Annotated in this window: 14 protein-coding genes, 6 tRNA genes and 3 rRNA genes; 4 read left to right on the top strand and 19 right to left on the bottom strand. The window is 41.4% G+C overall.

What is annotated here, in order from left to right:
- Positions 1-138: 138 nt before the first annotated feature.
- From glmM to rocF, 6 genes are all read right to left on the bottom strand, one after another.
- A complete protein-coding gene (glmM, locus tag ACB089_RS00420) occupies positions 139-1491 on the bottom strand; it encodes a phosphoglucosamine mutase (protein WP_374964664.1) in 1353 nt (450 codons plus the stop codon).
- 318 nt (positions 1492-1809) lie between these two features.
- The gene (locus tag ACB089_RS00415; RefSeq protein ID WP_374964662.1) at positions 1810-2940 is read right to left on the bottom strand and encodes a YbbR-like domain-containing protein; all 1131 of its coding nucleotides are present in this window, start codon (positions 2938-2940) and stop codon (positions 1810-1812) included.
- The gene (gene cdaA / locus ACB089_RS00410) at positions 2933-3769 is read right to left on the bottom strand and encodes a diadenylate cyclase CdaA (RefSeq protein WP_374964661.1); all 837 of its coding nucleotides are present in this window, start codon (positions 3767-3769) and stop codon (positions 2933-2935) included. Before cdaA ends, ACB089_RS00415 begins: the two co-directional genes overlap by 8 nt.
- 149 nt (positions 3770-3918) lie before the next feature.
- Positions 3919-4545, bottom strand: coding sequence for a zf-HC2 domain-containing protein (locus ACB089_RS00405; protein WP_374964660.1), 627 nt, complete (start codon positions 4543-4545; stop codon positions 3919-3921).
- Positions 4546-4558: 13 nt separating this feature from the next.
- Entirely contained in the window at positions 4559-5122 is a 564-nt protein-coding gene (gene sigW, locus ACB089_RS00400) for an RNA polymerase sigma factor SigW (protein WP_068985087.1), read from the bottom strand.
- Between the two features lie 133 nt (positions 5123-5255).
- The gene (rocF, locus tag ACB089_RS00395) at positions 5256-6161 is read right to left on the bottom strand and encodes an arginase (RefSeq protein ID WP_374964658.1); all 906 of its coding nucleotides are present in this window, start codon (positions 6159-6161) and stop codon (positions 5256-5258) included.
- A gap of 270 nt (positions 6162-6431) precedes the next feature.
- On the opposite strand from rocF, the gene ACB089_RS00390 reads away from it, so the two are divergent.
- On the top strand, positions 6432-6599 hold the full coding sequence (locus tag ACB089_RS00390) for a hypothetical protein (RefSeq protein WP_374964656.1): 168 nt from the start codon (positions 6432-6434) through the stop codon (positions 6597-6599).
- Here the strand turns inward: ACB089_RS00390 and ACB089_RS00385 are convergent.
- From ACB089_RS00385 to ACB089_RS00360, 6 genes are all read right to left on the bottom strand, one after another.
- Positions 6597-6669: transfer RNA gene (locus ACB089_RS00385), tRNA-Lys, on the bottom strand. The two genes, ACB089_RS00390 and ACB089_RS00385, sit on opposite strands and share 3 nt — an antisense overlap.
- 13 nt (positions 6670-6682) lie before the next feature.
- Positions 6683-6757: transfer RNA gene (locus ACB089_RS00380), tRNA-Gln, on the bottom strand.
- A gap of 15 nt (positions 6758-6772) precedes the next feature.
- Positions 6773-6856 (bottom strand) — tRNA-Tyr (locus ACB089_RS00375).
- 14 nt (positions 6857-6870) lie between these two features.
- Positions 6871-6946 (bottom strand) — tRNA-Val (locus ACB089_RS00370).
- Positions 6947-7019: 73 nt separating this feature from the next.
- Positions 7020-7094 (bottom strand) — tRNA-Glu (locus ACB089_RS00365).
- Between the two features lie 114 nt (positions 7095-7208).
- Positions 7209-7285 (bottom strand) — tRNA-Asn (locus ACB089_RS00360).
- Between the two features lie 268 nt (positions 7286-7553).
- On the opposite strand from ACB089_RS00360, the gene mbcS reads away from it, so the two are divergent.
- On the top strand, positions 7554-9131 hold the full coding sequence (gene mbcS, locus ACB089_RS00355; protein WP_374964655.1) for an acyl-CoA synthetase MbcS: 1578 nt from the start codon (positions 7554-7556) through the stop codon (positions 9129-9131).
- A gap of 103 nt (positions 9132-9234) precedes the next feature.
- Here the strand turns inward: mbcS and rrf are convergent.
- From rrf to ACB089_RS00340, 3 genes are all read right to left on the bottom strand, one after another.
- A 5S ribosomal RNA gene (gene rrf / locus ACB089_RS00350) occupies positions 9235-9350 on the bottom strand.
- 223 nt (positions 9351-9573) lie between these two features.
- A 23S ribosomal RNA gene (locus ACB089_RS00345) occupies positions 9574-12501 on the bottom strand.
- Between the two features lie 180 nt (positions 12502-12681).
- Positions 12682-14233 (bottom strand): 16S ribosomal RNA (locus ACB089_RS00340).
- The 16S, 23S and 5S rRNA genes sit together here, the layout of an rRNA operon.
- Positions 14234-14489: 256 nt before the next feature.
- Here ACB089_RS00340 and ACB089_RS00335 point away from each other — a divergent pair.
- A complete protein-coding gene (locus ACB089_RS00335; protein WP_374964653.1) occupies positions 14490-15149 on the top strand; it encodes a hypothetical protein in 660 nt (219 codons plus the stop codon).
- Positions 15150-15198: 49 nt separating this feature from the next.
- On the opposite strand, the gene ACB089_RS00330 is transcribed toward ACB089_RS00335, so the two are convergent.
- Positions 15199-15873, bottom strand: coding sequence for a KinB-signaling pathway activation protein (locus ACB089_RS00330; RefSeq protein ID WP_374964652.1), 675 nt, complete (start codon positions 15871-15873; stop codon positions 15199-15201).
- Between the two features lie 153 nt (positions 15874-16026).
- Here ACB089_RS00330 and gerD point away from each other — a divergent pair, with 153 nt between their 5' ends.
- Entirely contained in the window at positions 16027-16626 is a 600-nt protein-coding gene (gene gerD / locus ACB089_RS00325; RefSeq protein WP_374964650.1) for a spore germination lipoprotein GerD, read from the top strand.
- A 53-nt stretch (positions 16627-16679) separates the two neighbouring features.
- On the opposite strand, the gene ACB089_RS00320 is transcribed toward gerD, so the two are convergent.
- The 3 genes from ACB089_RS00320 to ACB089_RS00310 all read right to left on the bottom strand — a co-directional run bounded on the left by ACB089_RS00320 (position 16680) and on the right by ACB089_RS00310 (position 19514).
- Positions 16680-17735 (bottom strand): P-loop NTPase, encoded by a 1056-nt coding sequence (locus ACB089_RS00320; RefSeq protein ID WP_374964649.1) that lies wholly within the window; start codon positions 17733-17735, stop codon positions 16680-16682.
- A gap of 72 nt (positions 17736-17807) precedes the next feature.
- Positions 17808-18521 carry an N-acetylmuramoyl-L-alanine amidase gene (locus ACB089_RS00315; RefSeq protein WP_374964648.1) on the bottom strand — a complete coding sequence of 238 codons (714 nt, stop codon included), beginning with the start codon at positions 18519-18521 and terminating at the stop codon, positions 17808-17810.
- Between the two features lie 120 nt (positions 18522-18641).
- Complete coding sequence (locus tag ACB089_RS00310) at positions 18642-19514, bottom strand: DUF4822 domain-containing protein (protein WP_374967629.1); 873 nt, start codon at positions 19512-19514, stop codon at positions 18642-18644.
- Positions 19515-19716 lie beyond the last annotated feature (202 nt).

The following is a 19716-nucleotide window of genomic DNA, read 5'->3' as shown; positions in this document are numbered from 1 at the left end:
AAAAACTTGCACCTAGTTTTTCAGCAAAAATAACGGAGCGTTAATAACCGCCTTTAATTGTACAGATACTCCAACCAATAGTATGGAACCTAAAAAAAACTCGACCTCCTTGTTTAAGGAAATCGAGTTATAGACTGTTTATTCTGTTAAGCCCATTTCAGCACGGACAACATCTGCAATACGCTCTACGTAACGTTCACAGTCTGCCTCTGTAGCCGCTTCCACCATTACTCGTACAAGTGGCTCTGTACCAGAAGGACGCACTAAAACGCGACCGTTTCCAGCCATCTCTGCTTCTACCTCAGCAATCACTGCAGCAACCTTTGCATTCTCCGTCACAGCATGCTTGTCTGTTACACGTACGTTGACTAAACGCTGTGGGAAAATTTTCATTTCAGAAGCAAGCTCTGACAGTTTTTTACCTGTAGCTTTCATGATGTTGACAAGCTGAATACCTGTTAATAAGCCGTCACCAGTTGTATTAAAGTCTAGGAAAACAATATGACCAGATTGCTCGCCACCTAAATTATAATCATTGGCACGCATCTCTTCTACGACATAACGATCACCTACAGCTGTTTGTACACTTTGCATATCATGATCTTCAACAGCTTTGTAGAAGCCCATATTACTCATAACCGTCGAAACAATTGTTTGCTTTTTCAAACGACCAACTGTATTCAAGTGCTTCCCAATGATGAACATAATTTGGTCACCATCAACAATATTACCTTTTTCATCTACTGCGATTAAACGGTCACCATCGCCATCGAATGCTAGACCAACATGAGCACCCTTTTCAGTAACGAATTTAGCTAAGCCCTCTGGATGTGTTGAGCCAACACCGTCATTAATGTTTAAACCTGTTGGTGAGGCACCCATCGTTGAAATATCAGCTTCTAAATCTGCAAATAGGTGTGTAGCTAGTGAAGACGTAGCACCATGCGCACAGTCTAATGCTACATGGATACCATCAAATTCTTCATCCACTGTTTGTTTTAAGTATTGAATATATTTTTGTCCACCCTCGAAGTAGTCGCTTACAGAGCCTAAATCTGCTCCGATTGGACGTGGCAATGTATCCTCTGGTGCATCTAGTATCGCTTCGATTTCGGCTTCTTGCGCATCTGTTAGCTTAAAGCCATCAGGACCGAAAAATTTAATACCATTGTCTGCAACTGGGTTATGTGAAGCTGAAATCATGACGCCTGCATCTGCGCTCATAATTCGAGTAAGATAAGCCACACCTGGTGTAGAAATAACACCAAGACGCATTACCTCTACGCCGATTGATAAAAGACCCGCTACAAGTGCACCTTCAAGCATTTCACCTGAAATACGTGTGTCACGACCGATTAGAACCTTTGGACGATCAGTTGCATCCTTTGTTAAAACATAGCCACCTACGCGACCAAGCTTAAATGCAAATTCCGGTGTTAATTCACTATTCGCGACGCCACGGACGCCATCTGTTCCAAAATATTTACCCATTTTGATTATTCTCTCCTTCAATGCAAGACGGTGGTCATGCTTGTCTACACTGACAACTAGACCGCTCATCTGCTTACTTTTGGAAAAGTCTATTTTCGTTCATTTACTGGTAACTATTAATTATGCCCCTATGCAAATTTATCTGGGCTTGTAATGCGTTACACTTTTTAGTCAGCACAGATTAATTTAGCATAGGGTATTTTGATTTTAGCCTGAGTACCTCGTTTTCGTTAGTGTTTCAAATTCGAAAATGAATACCCTTACCGATAGAGAACGAAATCTCTACTGAATCAAAATAAAATTATAGTCAGTTATTGTTTAAGAATCAACATCTTCTGTTTTCTCTGTAGTCGTGTTGTCCTCAGAATGGTCGTTAGATTCCTCTGAAGGAGGCGACGGATTAGGATTAGGATCAGGCTTAGCATCAGGCTTACTATCAGGATTAGTATCGGGCTTAGCATCAGGTGTAGGTGCAGGAGTCGTTGTTGTAGTCGTTGTTTTTTCCTGCTCTACCTTGGTAATATCTGCTTTCACTTTAATTTTTGAAGCAGAACCACTTGTGACACCTTCTGGTAATTTTACATCAAATTCATAAGTTTTTGATTCTGTAATTTTTGATAGATCCACCTCTATTGGTATGGCCGTTAAAGTATCTATGATAGATTTTCTACCATACACTTTCACCGTTGTAGGATTAAATGTTAATTTGTTGACGATAATACCGTCCGCCACTTTCCCTACTTCTTTAAGCACAACGGGCAGCTCTCTGCTGTATGCTCCAATATCTACTTGTACCTTCACAGTTTCTGGTTCAATCTTCACATCTAACTTATTTAAATCACGATCGAGTACTTTAACTGTCGCTACCTGTGAGAACGGTTCTTTCATGCCTTTCTCACCCGTTACAGTAGCTTTTACATAACTAATGTTTTCAATAACACTTTTGGGACCTGTAACATACACCGTAGCTGGATTAGCAGTCATGCCTTCTAATATATAGCCTTGTTCAATTAAACGATTATTCATCTCAGGGTCAACACGAAATTCCTGCGTGACCTTTTCCTCAATACTTATCTTTACAGTCGCTGGGTCTAATGTAACTTGCAACTTATCAGAAATATTCTCGTACTTCAGCGCTACGGTGTGTTCACCAATCAGTAGTTTACTTAAATCTACGAATACGGAGAAATCCTTCGATGTCTGTGCTTGTATAACAAGTGGCATCGGTCCTTTTATTGTAACATCCACGGTCTTTGGTATCCCTGTAACAATTAGGTTCTTATCGTCATAAAAAACATCTACTGGTACATCGCGAATTACCGTTGTTTGCTCACTTGTTATTGTTTTACTTAAAGGAGATAATTCAGTACGAACGGAGAAAAATAACAAACAAGCTAGAATTAATGCGATGATTCGTAATACCCAAGGGCTATCCATCATTTTATCCATTCTTTTTCCCCCTCCAAGTCAACTTAGAGGCTGCATTTGATTCTTGTGTTGCTCCGAACCACATCTTACGTAACAGCCCTTCGAATTCCTCTAGAGAAAGATTTCGGTGTAGATTCCCATTCAGTGTAATACTGATGGCACCAGTTTCCTCTGATACGACAATAGTAATGGCATCTGTCACTTCACTTAAGCCAAGTGCAGCACGGTGGCGTGTCCCAAGCTCTTTTGAGATAAACGGGCTTTCAGAAAGCGGTAAATAACAGCCTGCTGCCGTTACTTTATCTTTCTGCATAATAACCGCTCCATCATGAAGTGGTGTATTAGGTATAAAAATGTTGATCAGTAACTCTGATGAAATTTCAGCATTTAGACCTATGCCTGTTTCGATATATTCATTTAGACCAGTTTCCTTCTCAATAGAAATTAACGCCCCAATACGACGTTTGGCCATATAACTAACAGATTTCTTCATGGCCTCAATAAGTCTGGTTTGCTCTTCCTCCACTTGACTAGTTGAACGTTGGAATAACTTACCTCGACCAATTTGTTCAAGACCACGTCTTATTTCAGGTTGGAAAATGATAATAATCGCCAAGAAACCGAACTCGATGACTTGATTTAGCATCCAACCTAAAGTTTGTAACCCTAAATAATCAGTAGCGATGCGCGCAATAATAATCACGAAAATTCCTTTTAATAATTGGACAGCCTTCGTACCTTTAATGAGGGTTAAAATTTTATAAACAACGTACCAAACAAGCAGTACATCTATGAAGTTAATAACAATATTCACGGGTGTTAAATCTGTGAATTGTTCGATAATTTGCATGTGGCATCCCCCACTTTTCATTGCGAATACATACACATTTTAGTATAGCACATCCTTAACAAATGTAACTTTTTTCAAATAAAAAGTCTACTCAAAAGAGTAGACCTTTCAGCCTCTCACGTGCACTATCTTTTAGGACGTATAGAGTGTTATTTAGTTTCTTGGTTCTCTTCGAATGTTATGGCATCCTTTACTGAATTTTTGATCGTATACCAGAGCCATTCGAATGCTTCGTCAATTTCCTCTATTTTACCTGAAACAACTGCTGAAGATGCCATATACTGTCCGTTAATAACTGTGACATTGCCATCCACTTCCCCTTCAACAATTAAATCACCATTTTTAACAACAATGTCGCCTTTTACAACTTCTCCCTCCGGCACAATAACCGTCTGCCCTTCAACAACTAGGTTTGGTTGTTTGGTCACGGAGAAATGCTGGTCATCCATAAAATTACCAAGTAAAGTTGCACTCATGAATAAACAAAAAACTGCTGCTGCCACAAAGAACGGATGCCGGCGAATCCATTTTTGTATGCCTACACGACTTTTGGGTTTCGGTAAACGAGCCATCACAGCTTTTTCAAAATGCGGAGGTGCTGTAATATGGGAAGCACTCTTCACAAAAGCGATTGTTTCACTCAATTCCTGCATCAATTGTTTACAATCACTGCATGTATGCAAATGTTGTTTTAACTCTTGCTCATGCTCACGACTAATGTCACCATCTAAATAATCATGCATATAGTCTATAATATGCTCTGGACAAGTATTCATGACGCTTCCCCTCCTACAGATTGTTTAATTGCTTACGTAATGCTTCACGTCCGCGGTGAATTCTCGTTTTCACCGTTCCAAGAGGCATATCTAAAATCTCACTAATTTCCTGCAACGATAATTCTTCAATATATTTCAATACTATAACTGAACGGTATTTATCCGGCAAACATCCAATCTCATATTGAATGCGATCTTGTAATTCCATTTGCTCTACCTGTTCCTCTGGTAGCTGATCATCTGCTGCGATTTGCGAATACATATCAAGCCCTTCTGTACCAGCTACTTCCGCATCTAAATAATAATCCGGCTTTTTCTTCCGGATGCGGTCTATACAGAGATTTGTCGCTATACGATAAAGCCACGTCGAAAATTTTCTTTTCTGATCAAAAGTATGCAAGTTCATATAGGCACGAACAAACGCTTCCTGTGCAATATCCTCAGATTCTTGCTTGTTTGCTAACATCCTATAGCATACTTGGTACAGTTTGTGCTGATAGAGACTCACAATATCGGCAAATGCGTTTTGATCGCCTTTAAGCACTTGTTTTATTTTCTTGTTTACGAACGCATCCATTGTGTTGATTTCTCCACCTTTACAACTGTCTTATACTATACGACCCATCTATAAGAAAAGTTTCATTTTGTTATTAATTATATCAAAAGATTTTTATACATTGTGGCAATAGGCAAATTTTTGTTAAATTTCTTTAAACTAGTGTTTCACCAAATAAAGAACCCATTAATGCAACAGCAACATCTGCTGTTCTATTCTTTTCATCTAAAATTGGATTAACCTCAACAAATTCAGCAGAAGTTAGCATACCTGATTCCTGAATCATTTCCATCGCTAAATGACTTTCTCGATACGTAATACCACCAGGTACAGGTGTCCCCACTCCTGGCGTATAAAGTGGATCTAACCCATCTAAATCGAGTGATAAATGCAAACCATCTACATCGCGCTCTCTTAAATAGGCCAGAGCATCTTCTATTACACGCGTCATACCAAGACGATCTATCTCATGCATTGAGTACACCTTGATTCCTTGTTGACGAATCAATTCACGCTCTCCTGGATCTACAGAACGTGCCCCGATAATAATAACGTTTTCAGGTTTAATTTTTGGCGCATAATTACGAATTTGCACTAAGCGTTCATGACCTAGCCCAATGCTAACAGCTAACGGCATACCATGTATATTACCAGACGGTGTCGTTTCAGGAGTGTTTAAATCAGCATGTGCATCAAACCAGATAACACCTAAGTTTTTGTAATGCTCGCCAAGCCCTGCAAGTGTACCAATAGCAATACTATGATCACCACCAAATACAAGTGGAAACTCCTTCTGTTCCAGTGCTTCATTTACATTGTTTGCTAAAGATGTACTTACATCAATAACTTCCTCTAAATTTAATAGTTGTTTATCGACAATAGGACCTTCTTGTTTCTGACTAACACGTATATCCCCTTTATCATGTACATCATGACCAATTGCCTCTAAGCGTTCTACAACACCTGCGTAGCGGATAGCACTTGGTCCCATATCTACTCCTCTACGTGTTTGCCCATAATCAGTAGGCACACCAATAATAGAAATATTTAATTTATTCATCTTTTCATACCCCCTTTTAGTTGTAAGACTATTGTAAAGCCTACATCCACCTTGGCTCAACCCAACATTTTTTCGCATATTTATACAACCAAAAATACTAAAATCTATTCTTCATTAAAAAGTTTGTTGTCATGAAAGCATATGGCGCCAAGGAAGGTGAGTAGCTACTGTCACTTTGTTGTCGTCACAGAGCAAAGCTTTCTAGAGGAATAGCCGTGAGATCTCAGACACCGCAGGAGCGATGTATGAGCAACAAGGAGGCTTTAGACTATGTTCGTAGAAAGCGCTCTACCGGAGTGGAATGTGCAGTTACGTACATATTTCGATGAAGAGCCAGAAAAAGAACATAAAAAAAAATCTCCTACTGTTTTCAGTAAGAGATTAGTATCTGTAGTTAATGTAACACTTTTGAATAAGTTTTATTCTATAAAAAAGTGAGCCATGAAGGACTCGAACCTTCGACCCTCTGATTAAAAGTCAGATGCTCTACCAACTGAGCTAATGGCTCATAAAAGAAGAAATGGCTGGGGTACTAGGATTCGAACCTAGGCATGACGGAATCAAAATCCGTTGCCTTACCGCTTGGCTATACCCCAATCATTTATAAAAACTGGTGGAGGGGGACGGATTCGAACCGCCGAACCCTAAGGAGCGGATTTACAGTCCGCCGCGTTTAGCCACTTCGCTACCCCTCCGAAATAACACATTATGGTGGAGGATGACGGGCTCGAACCGCCGACCCTCTGCTTGTAAGGCAGATGCTCTCCCAGCTGAGCTAATCCTCCATAGAAACAGGTGTTTATTTCTTAACAGTTTATTTTCTTTTTAAGCCTTCGCATTACTACAAAGCTTTTAAAATGGTGACCCCTACGGGATTCGAACCCGTGTTACCGCCGTGAAAGGGCGGTGTCTTAACCACTTGACCAAGGGGCCATTTTTCAATGTCTCAAACAAGACAATATTTATTCTAACACTATTTGTTTTTTATTGCAACACTTTTTTAAATTTTTCTTATGTATAAGATTATCATAAAAATGAGCAAAAAAATGGCTCCGAAGGCAGGACTCGAACCTGCGACAACCTGATTAACAGTCAGGTGCTACTACCAACTGAGCTACTTCGGAACAATAGTATTCAATTTGGTTTTTAAAACCTCTTAAGTACATTTATTATTATAGCAAGCACACTAAATTATGCAATACTTTTTGTGAAAATTTTAATATTTTTTGTCGAAGCTTTCCTGGACATTAACTAATACCATAATAGTTCTCTATTAAATCTAATATTTCTATCTTATGTATAAAATATTCTTGCTGTATATTATTGTAATTGTTAAAATGAGAATAGTTTTATGAATTTTCTATTAAATTTGTTTGGGGGAGGAATGTTCACATGGTAACAAACGATTTAATTGCACCAGAATTTTATAATATTACAGAGGAGTTAGAGAAATTTTCCCAGGATAGTGACCGTCAAGCAATACGATGGCTAAACACTCAACAAGAGCGCCGGACAATTTCCTATGTTGAGCTTGTACAAAAAATGAATCAATACGCGCATGCCTTTACGAAGAAGGGGCTTCAAAAAGGAGATCGCGTATTAGTTATTATTCCACGTCTGCCTGAGGCTTACTTTGTCTTCCTTGGCTGTCTAAAAGCTGGAATTGTTCCTATTTCATGTTCAGAAATGTTACGTGCAAGTGATTTAGAGTATCGTATGGAGCACTCTTCTGCAAGTGCCGTAATTGCCTATGAAGCGTTCACTGGTGAGGTTGATCGTATTACATCTTCAGTAGAAGCTTTAAATAATAAATTGATTATAGGTTCTGCTACAGGTGATTGGACATCTTTAGATGAATTGGCTAGTACACAGCCAGATACATTTACAGCAGCTGCTACTAAACGAGATGATATGGCATTCCTTTCTTATACATCTGGTACGACCGGCAAACCAAAAGGAGCTGTTCATTCGCATGGTTGGGGATATGCACATATTAGAACAGCTGCTTCTCAATGGCTTTGTGTACGCGAAGGTGATTTAGTATGGGCTACAGCAGCTCCAGGGTGGCAAAAATGGATTTGGAGCCCATTTTTATCCACAATTATGTTGGGCGCAACTGCCTTTGTCTATCACGGAGGATTTGATCCAAAAACATACCTTCAGCTAATTCAAGATGAGAAGGTCAATGTATTATGCTGTACTCCAACAGAATATCGAATTATGGCGAAGCTTGATAATTTAAAAGACTATAATCTATCTTCTCTACGTAGTGCCGTTTCTGCTGGTGAGCCATTAAATCGACCAGTCATCGAAACATTTAAGAACAACTTTGGTCTTAAAGTGCGCGATGGCTATGGCCAAACGGAAAATACTTTATTAATCGGCACACTTGAAAACACTGAGTTACGTCCGGGGTCAATGGGTGTTCCTACCCCAGGCAATATTGTCCGTATTATAGATCATGAAGGCAACGAGGTACCGATTGGAGAGGTTGGAGATATCGCAATACACAAATCATCTCCTGCTCTATTTAAAGAGTACTATCGCGAGCCTGAACGCACACAAGCTGCCTTCCGTGGCGATTGGTATATTACCGGTGACCAAGCAAAATGTGATGAAGATGGTTACTTCTGGTTTGAAGGTCGAGGAGATGACATTATTATTTCATCAGGCTATACAATTGGTCCATTCGAAGTAGAGGATGCTTTAAATAAACATGAAGCTGTACAAGAATGTGCTGTTGTTGCAGCACCAGATGAAATTAGAGGACATATTGTTAAAGCCTTCGTCATCTTACGAGAAGGCTTCAGAGATCGAGATGAGGACGAGTTAACAAAAGAGCTACAGGAGCACGTTAAAGTATTAACAGCTCCTTATAAATATCCTCGTAGTATTGTCTTTATCGATGAACTACCAAAAACAACTTCTGGCAAGATTCGTCGTATAGAGTTACGAGCAGCAACTGTATAAAATAATAAAGGAGACATTTCACCAATCACTCGGTTGAAATGTCTCCTTCTTCTTTTGAACATAAAAAAAGCCACTACTGATTTTATCAGCAGCGACTTTTTGCGCCTAGCGACGTCCTACTCTCACAGGGGGAAGCCCCCAACTACCATCGGCGCTAAAGAGCTTAACTTCCGTGTTCGGTATGGGAACGGGTGTGACCTCTTTGCCATCATCACTAGACTATTTTCGATCTCCAATACACGGCGTATTACTGCGTCAGCTTCTCTCGCTCAATCGGTCACGTACAGAGGTACGCTCGCTCATTCACTCGTTTGCTTCCTTGTACTACTTGTGTCTTGAAGCTCTCTTCGGCTTTCAATATACATCGTATCTTGAAACCCTTATATGAAAGGTTTTGTTCTTTCAAAACTGGATAAACGGTGCATTGAATGTTTCAAACATTTTGGTTAAGTCCTCGATCGATTAGTATTCGTCAGCTCCATGTGTCACCACACTTCCACCTCGAACCTATCTACCTCATCGTCTTTGAGGGATCTTACTTACTTGCGTAATGGGAAATCTCATCTTGAGGGGGGCTTCATGCTTAGATGCTTTCAGCACTTATCCCGTCCACACATAGCTACCCAGCGATGCCTTTGGCAAGACAACTGGTACACCAGCGGTGTGTCCATCCCGGTCCTCTCGTACTAAGGACAGCTCCTCTCAAATTTCCTACGCCCACGACGGATAGGGACCGAACTGTCTCACGACGTTCTGAACCCAGCTCGCGTACCGCTTTAATGGGCGAACAGCCCAACCCTTGGGACCGACTACAGCCCCAGGATGCGATGAGCCGACATCGAGGTGCCAAACCTCCCCGTCGATGTGGACTCTTGGGGGAGATAAGCCTGTTATCCCCGGGGTAGCTTTTATCCGTTGAGCGATGGCCCTTCCATGCGGAACCACCGGATCACTAAGCCCGTCTTTCGACCCTGCTCGACTTGTAGGTCTCGCAGTCAAGCTCCCTTGTGCCTTTACACTCTACGAATGATTTCCAACCATTCTGAGGGAACCTTTGGGCGCCTCCGTTACCTTTTAGGAGGCGACCGCCCCAGTCAAACTGTCCGCCTGACACTGTCTCCTGCCCCGCTAAGGGGCATGGGTTAGAATTTCAATACAACCAGGGTAGTATCCCACCGACGCCTCCTTCGAAGCTGGCGCTCCGAGATCTCTGGCTCCTACCTATCCTGTACAAGTTGTACCAAAATTCAATATCAGGCTACAGTAAAGCTCCACGGGGTCTTTCCGTCCTGTCGCGGGTAACCTGCATCTTCACAGGTACTATAATTTCACCGAGTCTCTCGTTGAGACAGTGCCCAGATCGTTACGCCTTTCGTGCGGGTCGGAACTTACCCGACAAGGAATTTCGCTACCTTAGGACCGTTATAGTTACGGCCGCCGTTTACTGGGGCTTCAATTCGCAGCTTCGCTTGCGCTAACCACTCCTCTTAACCTTCCAGCACCGGGCAGGCGTCAGCCCCTATACGTCACCTTACGGTTTTGCAGAGACCTGTGTTTTTGCTAAACAGTCGCCTGGGCCTATTCACTGCGGCTCTCATGCGCTTGCACGCTCAAGAGCACCCCTTCTCCCGAAGTTACGGGGTCATTTTGCCGAGTTCCTTAACGAGAGTTCTCTCGCACACCTTAGGATTCTCTCCTCGACTACCTGTGTCGGTTTGCGGTACGGGCACCTCTCACCTCGATAGAGGCTTTTCTTGGCAGTGTGAAATCAGGAACTTCGTCCATACGGACTCGCCATCACAGCTCAACGTTACAGTGTGCGGATTTGCCTACACACACGCCTTACTGCTTGGACGCGCACAACCAACGGCGCGCTTACCCTATCCTACTGCGTCCCCCCATTTCTCAAACGGTGAGGAGGTGGTACAGGAATATCAACCTGTTGTCCATCGCCTACGCCTATCGGCCTCGGCTTAGGTCCCGACTAACCCTGAGCGGACGAGCCTTCCTCAGGAAACCTTAGTCATACGGTGGACGGGATTCTCACCCGTCTTTCGCTACTCATACCGGCATTCTCACTTCTAAGCGCTCCACCAGTCCTTCCGGTCTGACTTCAACGCACTTAGAACGCTCTCCTACCACTGACATCGTAGATGTCAATCCACAGCTTCGGTGAATCGTTTAGCCCCGATACATTTTCGGCGCAGCGTCACTCGACCAGTGAGCTATTACGCACTCTTTAAATGATGGCTGCTTCTAAGCCAACATCCTGGTTGTCTGTGCAACGCCACATCCTTTTCCACTTAACGATTACTTTGGGACCTTAGCTGGTGGTCTGGGCTGTTTCCCTTTTGACTACGGATCTTATCACTCGCAGTCTGACTCCCGTGTATAAATATCTGGCATTCGGAGTTTGTCTGAATTCGGTAAACCGGGATGGCCCCCTAGTCCAAACAGTGCTCTACCTCCAGTATTCTCATCACGAGGCTAGCCCTAAAGCTATTTCGGAGAGAACCAGCTATCTCCAAGTTCGATTGGAATTTCTCCGCTACCCACACCTCATCCCCGCACTTTTCAACGTGCGTGGGTTCGGGCCTCCAGTAAGTGTTACCTCACCTTCACCCTGGACATGGGTAGATCACCTGGTTTCGGGTCTACGACCACGTACTAATTCGCCCTATTCAGACTCGCTTTCGCTGCGGCTCCGCCTTCTAAAGCTTAACCTCGCACGTAATCGTAACTCGCCGGTTCATTCTACAAAAGGCACGCTATCACCCATTAACGGGCTCTAACTACTTGTAGGCACACGGTTTCAGGATCTCTTTCACTCCCCTTCCGGGGTGCTTTTCACCTTTCCCTCACGGTACTGGTTCACTATCGGTCACTAGGTAGTATTTAGCCTTGGGAGATGGTCCTCCCGGATTCCGACGGAATTTCACGTGTTCCGCCGTACTCAGGATCCACTCAGGAGAGAACGAACTTTCGACTACAGGGCTTTTACCTGCTCTGGCGGACCTTTCCAAGTCGCTTCATCTAACTCGCTCTTTTGTAACTCCGTATTGAGTGTCCTACAACCCCAAGAGGCAAGCCTCTTGGTTTGGGCTCTTCCCGTTTCGCTCGCCGCTACTCAGGGAATCGATTTTTCTTTCTCTTCCTCCAGGTACTTAGATGTTTCAGTTCCCTGGGTCTGCCTTCAAGACGCTATGAATTCACGTCAAGATACTACGCGATTAAACGTAGTGGGTTCCCCCATTCGGAAATCTCCGGATCAAAGCTCACTTACAGCTCCCCGAAGCATATCGGTGTTAGTGCCGTCCTTCTTCGGCTCCTAGTGCCAAGGCATTCGCCGTGCGCCCTTAATAACTTAACCAAGTTATTAAGCCTATAAAAAACTTAAAAAATAAATGTGTTTGTTACAATTTCAATGTCGTTTTATCCAGTTTTCAAAGAACAAGTTTTGAAGTGTTTCATTCAGAAGAATGAACCTTCAAAACTGAACGCAAAACGTAATCTTACAAACCCTAGGTTTGTATTCCGAAAATATCCTTAGAAAGGAGGTGATCCAGCCGCACCTTCCGATACGGCTACCTTGTTACGACTTCACCCCAATCATCTATCCCACCTTCGGCGGCTGGCTCCAAAAGGTTACCCCACCGACTTCGGGTGTTACAAACTCTCGTGGTGTGACGGGCGGTGTGTACAAGGCCCGGGAACGTATTCACCGCGGCATGCTGATCCGCGATTACTAGCGATTCCGGCTTCATGTAGGCGAGTTGCAGCCTACAATCCGAACTGAGAACGACTTTATCGGATTAGCTCCCTCTCGCGAGTTGGCAACCGTTTGTATCGTCCATTGTAGCACGTGTGTAGCCCAGGTCATAAGGGGCATGATGATTTGACGTCATCCCCACCTTCCTCCGGTTTGTCACCGGCAGTCACCTTAGAGTGCCCAACTAAATGATGGCAACTAAGATCAAGGGTTGCGCTCGTTGCGGGACTTAACCCAACATCTCACGACACGAGCTGACGACAACCATGCACCACCTGTCACCGTTGTCCCCGAAGGGAAAACCATATCTCTACAGTGGTCAACGGGATGTCAAGACCTGGTAAGGTTCTTCGCGTTGCTTCGAATTAAACCACATGCTCCACCGCTTGTGCGGGCCCCCGTCAATTCCTTTGAGTTTCAGTCTTGCGACCGTACTCCCCAGGCGGAGTGCTTAATGCGTTAGCTGCAGCACTAAGGGGCGGAAACCCCCTAACACTTAGCACTCATCGTTTACGGCGTGGACTACCAGGGTATCTAATCCTGTTTGCTCCCCACGCTTTCGCGCCTCAGCGTCAGTTACAGACCAGAAAGTCGCCTTCGCCACTGGTGTTCCTCCAAATCTCTACGCATTTCACCGCTACACTTGGAATTCCACTTTCCTCTTCTGCACTCAAGTCCCCCAGTTTCCAATGACCCTCCACGGTTGAGCCGTGGGCTTTCACATCAGACTTAAAGGACCGCCTGCGCGCGCTTTACGCCCAATAATTCCGGACAACGCTTGCCACCTACGTATTACCGCGGCTGCTGGCACGTAGTTAGCCGTGGCTTTCTAATAAGGTACCGTCAAGGTACAGCCAGTTACTACTGTACTTGTTCTTCCCTTACAACAGAGTTTTACGATCCGAAAACCTTCTTCACTCACGCGGCGTTGCTCCATCAGGCTTTCGCCCATTGTGGAAGATTCCCTACTGCTGCCTCCCGTAGGAGTCTGGGCCGTGTCTCAGTCCCAGTGTGGCCGATCACCCTCTCAGGTCGGCTACGCATCGTCGCCTTGGTGAGCCGTTACCTCACCAACTAGCTAATGCGCCGCGGGCCCATCTTATAGCGACAGCCGAAACCGTCTTTCAGTATTTCACCATGAAGTAAAATAGATTATTCGGTATTAGCCCCGGTTTCCCGGAGTTATCCCAAACTATAAGGTAGGTTGCCCACGTGTTACTCACCCGTCCGCCGCTAACGTCAAAGGAGCAAGCTCCTTTTCTGTTCGCTCGACTTGCATGTATTAGGCACGCCGCCAGCGTTCGTCCTGAGCCAGGATCAAACTCTCCATAAAAAGAAATTTGATTAGCTCAAATTGTTTTGCTGGCATCATGTTTGATGTCCAAAATTTTGTTTCGTTCACTAACGAAAGTTAATTACTTAAAACTTTATTGATTACGTTTTGCTTGTTCAGTTTTCAAGGTTCATTTTTTCGTTTAATGCGTCACCTCTTGGCGACTTATACATAATAACATCGATTATTCATGAAAGTCAACACTAAATCATAAGTTTTTTTAAGAACTTTATTTTTATCTAGAAACGAGGTCGTTATGATGTTTCGTAAAACGTTGGTTTCACTACTTTTTATCGTAATACTCTTTGTCTTTATAAAGCCGATAAATTCTACTATGATTTCTGTATTTAACATCGCTGAAGCTCCAGCAGTTGTAACAAAAGGATATTATGGTACATCACTTATTGTCGAAATTTCTTTTTCTGATGATACTCTGTTGGATTGGCTAAAAACTGTAAAAGCACCTTATCTGCTTCTCTTGTTAGATGCTGCTTGGATTGAACGTTCACCCGAACACATAAAAATTATTCAAGAGAGAAAACTACCTACAGGATTATTAGGACCTGAGGATTCAGTGGATAAACCAATTGATCTTGCCGTCGTGCAAAAAGATATTAATATTTACGAAAAGCACATGAAAGAAACACCGCTTTGGTTTGCAACTCGAAACCACCAATATTCTCAGGATTTACAAAAAAACTTATTCCAACAGCAGATGAATATACTTTCTCCCTCTCTAATCTGGAAAGGAGAAAAAACACCTAAATTACAAAAGGGCGATTTTGTTTTTATTTCTTTACACCAAAATAATCAAATCTCGTTAAAAGAGCTAAACACATTTCTACAACAAAATAAATTTATGTCGGTTGAGGAAAATATATTTGGCTATAAAGTGCAAACTAAAAAATCACCCTAACAAAAAAGTTGCCACCTACGTTTTCTAGGGGCAACTTTTTCTTTAAATATTATGCATTTTTTGCTTGTTCAAGACGTGCTTTACGGCGTGCTTCTAATTTTTGACGATCCTCATCGGATTTCGCATTATATTTTGGTAATACTAATAATTGATAAGCATTTACCGCGAGTAGTGGAAATAGTAATAATGCAACATACTCGTTAATATTTTCATCACGACCCATTAATGCAATTGTCCATTCCAATGTTGTAACGACAACCATAAAAAATAAAGCTGAAATGAAAACATGTTTTTTTCCTGTTAATTTTACTTTTTGAACGGCTGTTGCTATGGCTCCGAATATTAATACAATTAACAAGCCAATATAGAATACCCAACTTTGCCCATCCTTGATGCCAGGTACAAAACGGAAGAAAATAATATCGAAAATAGTAATAGCAATTAATAACAGCTGTACCCAATTCCATAATGTCAGTGTTCTGAAAATATTAACTCCCACTTGATGGAGCGTTAAATACGCAAAAAAGCCTGCCTGTGCAATAACACTCATTGTAAATCCTAAGAAGACCATCCATAAAAGTCCGGCCAAGAATTCACCCCATTGACCATTTGCTGCATATGGTTGGAAGAATTCCCATCGAATAAATAAACTGCAAATTCCGTTGACTGCGCCACCAACGAGCATCGCAAAGAAGAAAAACTTTGCCCAATTTCGTATCGTCACAACTAAAAGTCCCCCAATTTCTCAATGTATATCTGTATTCATTTTAACAATGCATCGTTAAAAAAGCTATTTCTCATCCTAACCAATACATAAAGTCATCGTAAATGTGAACAATAATTGAAAGAGTCTATCTATAGAAAGGACTGATTATTAATGCGAAAATTTACCTTATTACTATTTCTAATACTTTTTCTTTCTGCCTGTTCACAAGAGAAAACCTCTACCATGTCCTATGATGAAATAAAAAAAATAATGATTGACTCTTTACAAACCGAGGATGGTAAAAAGGCGTTGCGACAGCTCTTAGAGGACCCTAGTTTCCGTGAATTATTGGTTTTGGAACATGAAGAAGTGAAGAAGGCTACCGAGGAAACCTTGCTTTCCCCGAAAGCAGAAGAATTTTGGAAGAAAACATTTGAAGATCCAAAATTTAAAGAAACGGTAGCTAAAAGTATGCAAAAGCAGCAGCAGGATATTATGAAGGAATTAATGAAAGACCCTGCTTTCCAAAAGGATATGGAGGCTTTCTTTGGTCAGCCAGATATGCAAAAACAGTTAGAGACTATTTTAAAATCCTCCAACATGAGGAAACAAGTGGAGGAAATTGTGAAAGAAACGATAGAAAGTCCACTTATGCAAGCAAAATGGCAGGAGCTTATTCAGAAGAGCGGCGGTGAAGCTGGGAAAGCTGAAGGCGGTAAAAAAGCAGCTGGCAGTGAAGGTACAAACAAAGAAGAAAAGAGCACTCAGTAACCCCTTATATGTAAAAACGGATTTCCTCCATTGTTTGAGGAAATCCGTTTTCATTATTTATTTAATTTATTAATGATTTTCGTCGCGATGTCTAAATAAATTTGGCCTGTTGTGTGTTTTTCAGCATAAACAGAAGGTGCAAAATCCGCATCTGACCAGTCAGGTTGACCAAGAGGAATTTGGCCTAGTAGCTCTGAACGTAGCTCTTCTGCTAATTTCGGACCTCCACCTTGACCGAAAACGAATTCACGTTCACCTGATTTCGATTCATACCATGCCATATTTTCAACAACACCTAAAATTTCATGGTCTGTTTGTAGAGCCATTGCACCTGCACGAGCTGCAACGAACGCTGCCGTTGGATGTGGTGTTGTTACGACAATTTCTTTAGATGAAGGAAGCATCTGGTGAATATCTAATGCAACGTCACCTGTACCTGGTGGTAAATCCAATAGTAGATAATCTAGCTCGCCCCATTCTACATCACGGAAGAACTGATCTAACACTTTACCTAACATTGGTCCACGCCATACAATTGGTGCGTTATTTTCAACAAAGAAGCCCATTGAAATCATTTTCACTCCAAGGCGATCAACAGGGAAAATTCGATTGTCTACCACTTTTGGCATATCTGTAACACCCATCATATCAGGTACACTGAATCCATAAATATCAGCATCAATCAGGCCAACCTTCTTACCTAGACGAGCTAATGCAACAGCTAAGTTAACTGATACTGTAGATTTCCCTACACCGCCTTTACCAGAGGCAATTGAAATAACTTGTACCGTGCTAAGCGGAGATAAAATATCTTGTGCCTCAGCCTCAGTTGCAACTCCACGGAAGCTTTGAAGTTTTTCTGCAGACATCTCTTCGAAACGAATACCAACTGTATCAGCACCCGCTTCTTTCAAAATTTCAACAATTTTCATTTGGAACTGTAATTGTTCAGGTGTATTTGTTTTTGCAATCGCAATTTTTACACTGACATGATTTTTCTCTTCTTTTATTGCTACATTTGTAACACCGTCTGTTTCTGCAAGTGATTTATGTAAAAATGGATCTTGTAGTTGTCCTAATATTTCATGTACTTGTTGTTCAGTTATCACGACGAACACTCCCCTTATATTATCTCAATGTTAGTATATCATAAATGATTTGATTTACGTTGTGTTGTTGCTCTATTCAATTTTAGCTAATAAATACGCTTCAATACCTTCAACAATTGCATCTCCCATTTTTTCTTGGTATTTTTTATCAGTTAATAGTGCACGTTCCTCATCATTACTTATAAACCCTGTTTCTACTAGAGCAGCAGGTACCTCAGCTTTTTTCAGTAAATATATTTGTTTTATAGATAACGCTTCTCGATCGGTATTTTTCAAATTAGTACGAATAGATTCTTGAATGCTCTTGGCTAATAATTCACTTTCAGCATGTCCCTCTTTATGATAAAACACCTGTGCACCACGCCACTTTGTTTCAGGAATGGCATTTGCATGAATAGTAATAAAAAGATCCGGTTTTTCTTTTTCTACTATATCTTTTCTTAAAAAGATGTCCTGCTTCTTTCGTTCTCTCAATGTTCCATACTTTTCTGATGACGCGTGTTCGTCGATAACATCTCCATCTTTTGTTCGTGTCATTATGACAGTTGCGCCTTTTTTCTTTAATTGCTTCTCCACATGCTGAGCAATTGCAAGTGTAATCTCCTTTTCAATTACTTCGCCCTTTGAAGCCCCTCCATCCTGACCTCCGTGCCCCGCATCAATAACTATTTTCAGGCCACCAAGTGGGTCCGGTAAGAAGAAGTTGCGGTCCGAAGCATTCGTTTCGTATGCCACGACCACTATACTCATCAGCATAATTACTCCTAGTGCAAGCCAGCGCTTCACCTATATCCACCACCCTTTTACATTCAGTGTACGAAGTTAGTGATTAAACTATGCCAGAAAGTAAAAAAAACTCTCAAGTATTGAATTTGAGAGTTTGATCTGTACGAGGACTATTGCCGTTTATTTTAGTGTAAATTCTGGTTTAAACTTACCTGTATAAGGCTCATGCTCGACAAATACTGTTATATCCTTACCGTCTTTATCTTTACCAGTTCTTTTATATGTGAATTTCTTATTATTTAGCTCAGTTATTTCGAGCACAGCCCCATATTTTTTGTCACCAATTGAAACATGAGCTCTTAATTTATTTCCATCGATCACATTAAAGTAACCATAGTCACCACGACTTTTACCTGTTTCAGGATTGAAAAATTCATATTTATTCGTATTAGCATCATATTTCGCAAGGCTAATAAAATTTGTATTATACTGTGTTACATCATTCTTGTTTACATCTAATACAACGGTTCCTTGCCAAAGCGTATCAGCTAAAATCTTATCTCCATCAATATCTTTTACGATAGTGCCTGTAGAAGTATTTAAAGTTTTATCTGGTCCAGTAAATGTAAGCTTTTTATCCTTATAAGGGACATGCTCAACGAATACTTCTACATCGTTACCATTTGCATCTTTCCCCATTCGTTTATACGTGAACATATTGTTTGTTAGCTCAGTAATTTCAACAATTGCTTGGTAATTTTTCGTTTCTGAAATCAATATTCTATGTTTTCCATCATTCGTAATAAAGAAAACACCTTTATCGTCGCGGCTTTGACCTGTATTTGGATCGAAAAATTCATAACGTCCTGACTCAGCGTCATATTTGGCTAAACCAATAAAATTTGAATTTTCAGCCGTTAAATCTTTTTTATTTTTATCGTAAACTTTTGTGCCCTGCCAGTTTGTGCTATTAAGAATATTGGCATTTGCTTGACCTTTTGTTATTTCTACTTGCCTTTTATCTGCAGTATTTTCTGTTTTGACTTCCTCCATTTTTTTAACATCTGCTTTATTTTGACATGCAGCAAGTAGTGCCATTGTTGCAAGTGATACTATTAATAGCTTTTTCATAGGTACTAACCTCCATTTTTTAGCATAAAATAATCCATCTATAAGTAGTATCAACCATTTCCACATTAAATACTCATCACTTGTTAATTACTAATTCAGCGGTAACTTTTTATTGGTAAATGCA

The sequence above is a fragment of the Lysinibacillus sp. RS10 genome (assembly GCF_041956855.1).
Lineage (GTDB): Bacteria > Bacillota > Bacilli > Bacillales_A > Planococcaceae > Lysinibacillus > Lysinibacillus xylanilyticus_A.
Note: the sequence above shows the minus strand (reverse complement) of the source record. Positions and strands in the feature narration are given on the sequence as shown.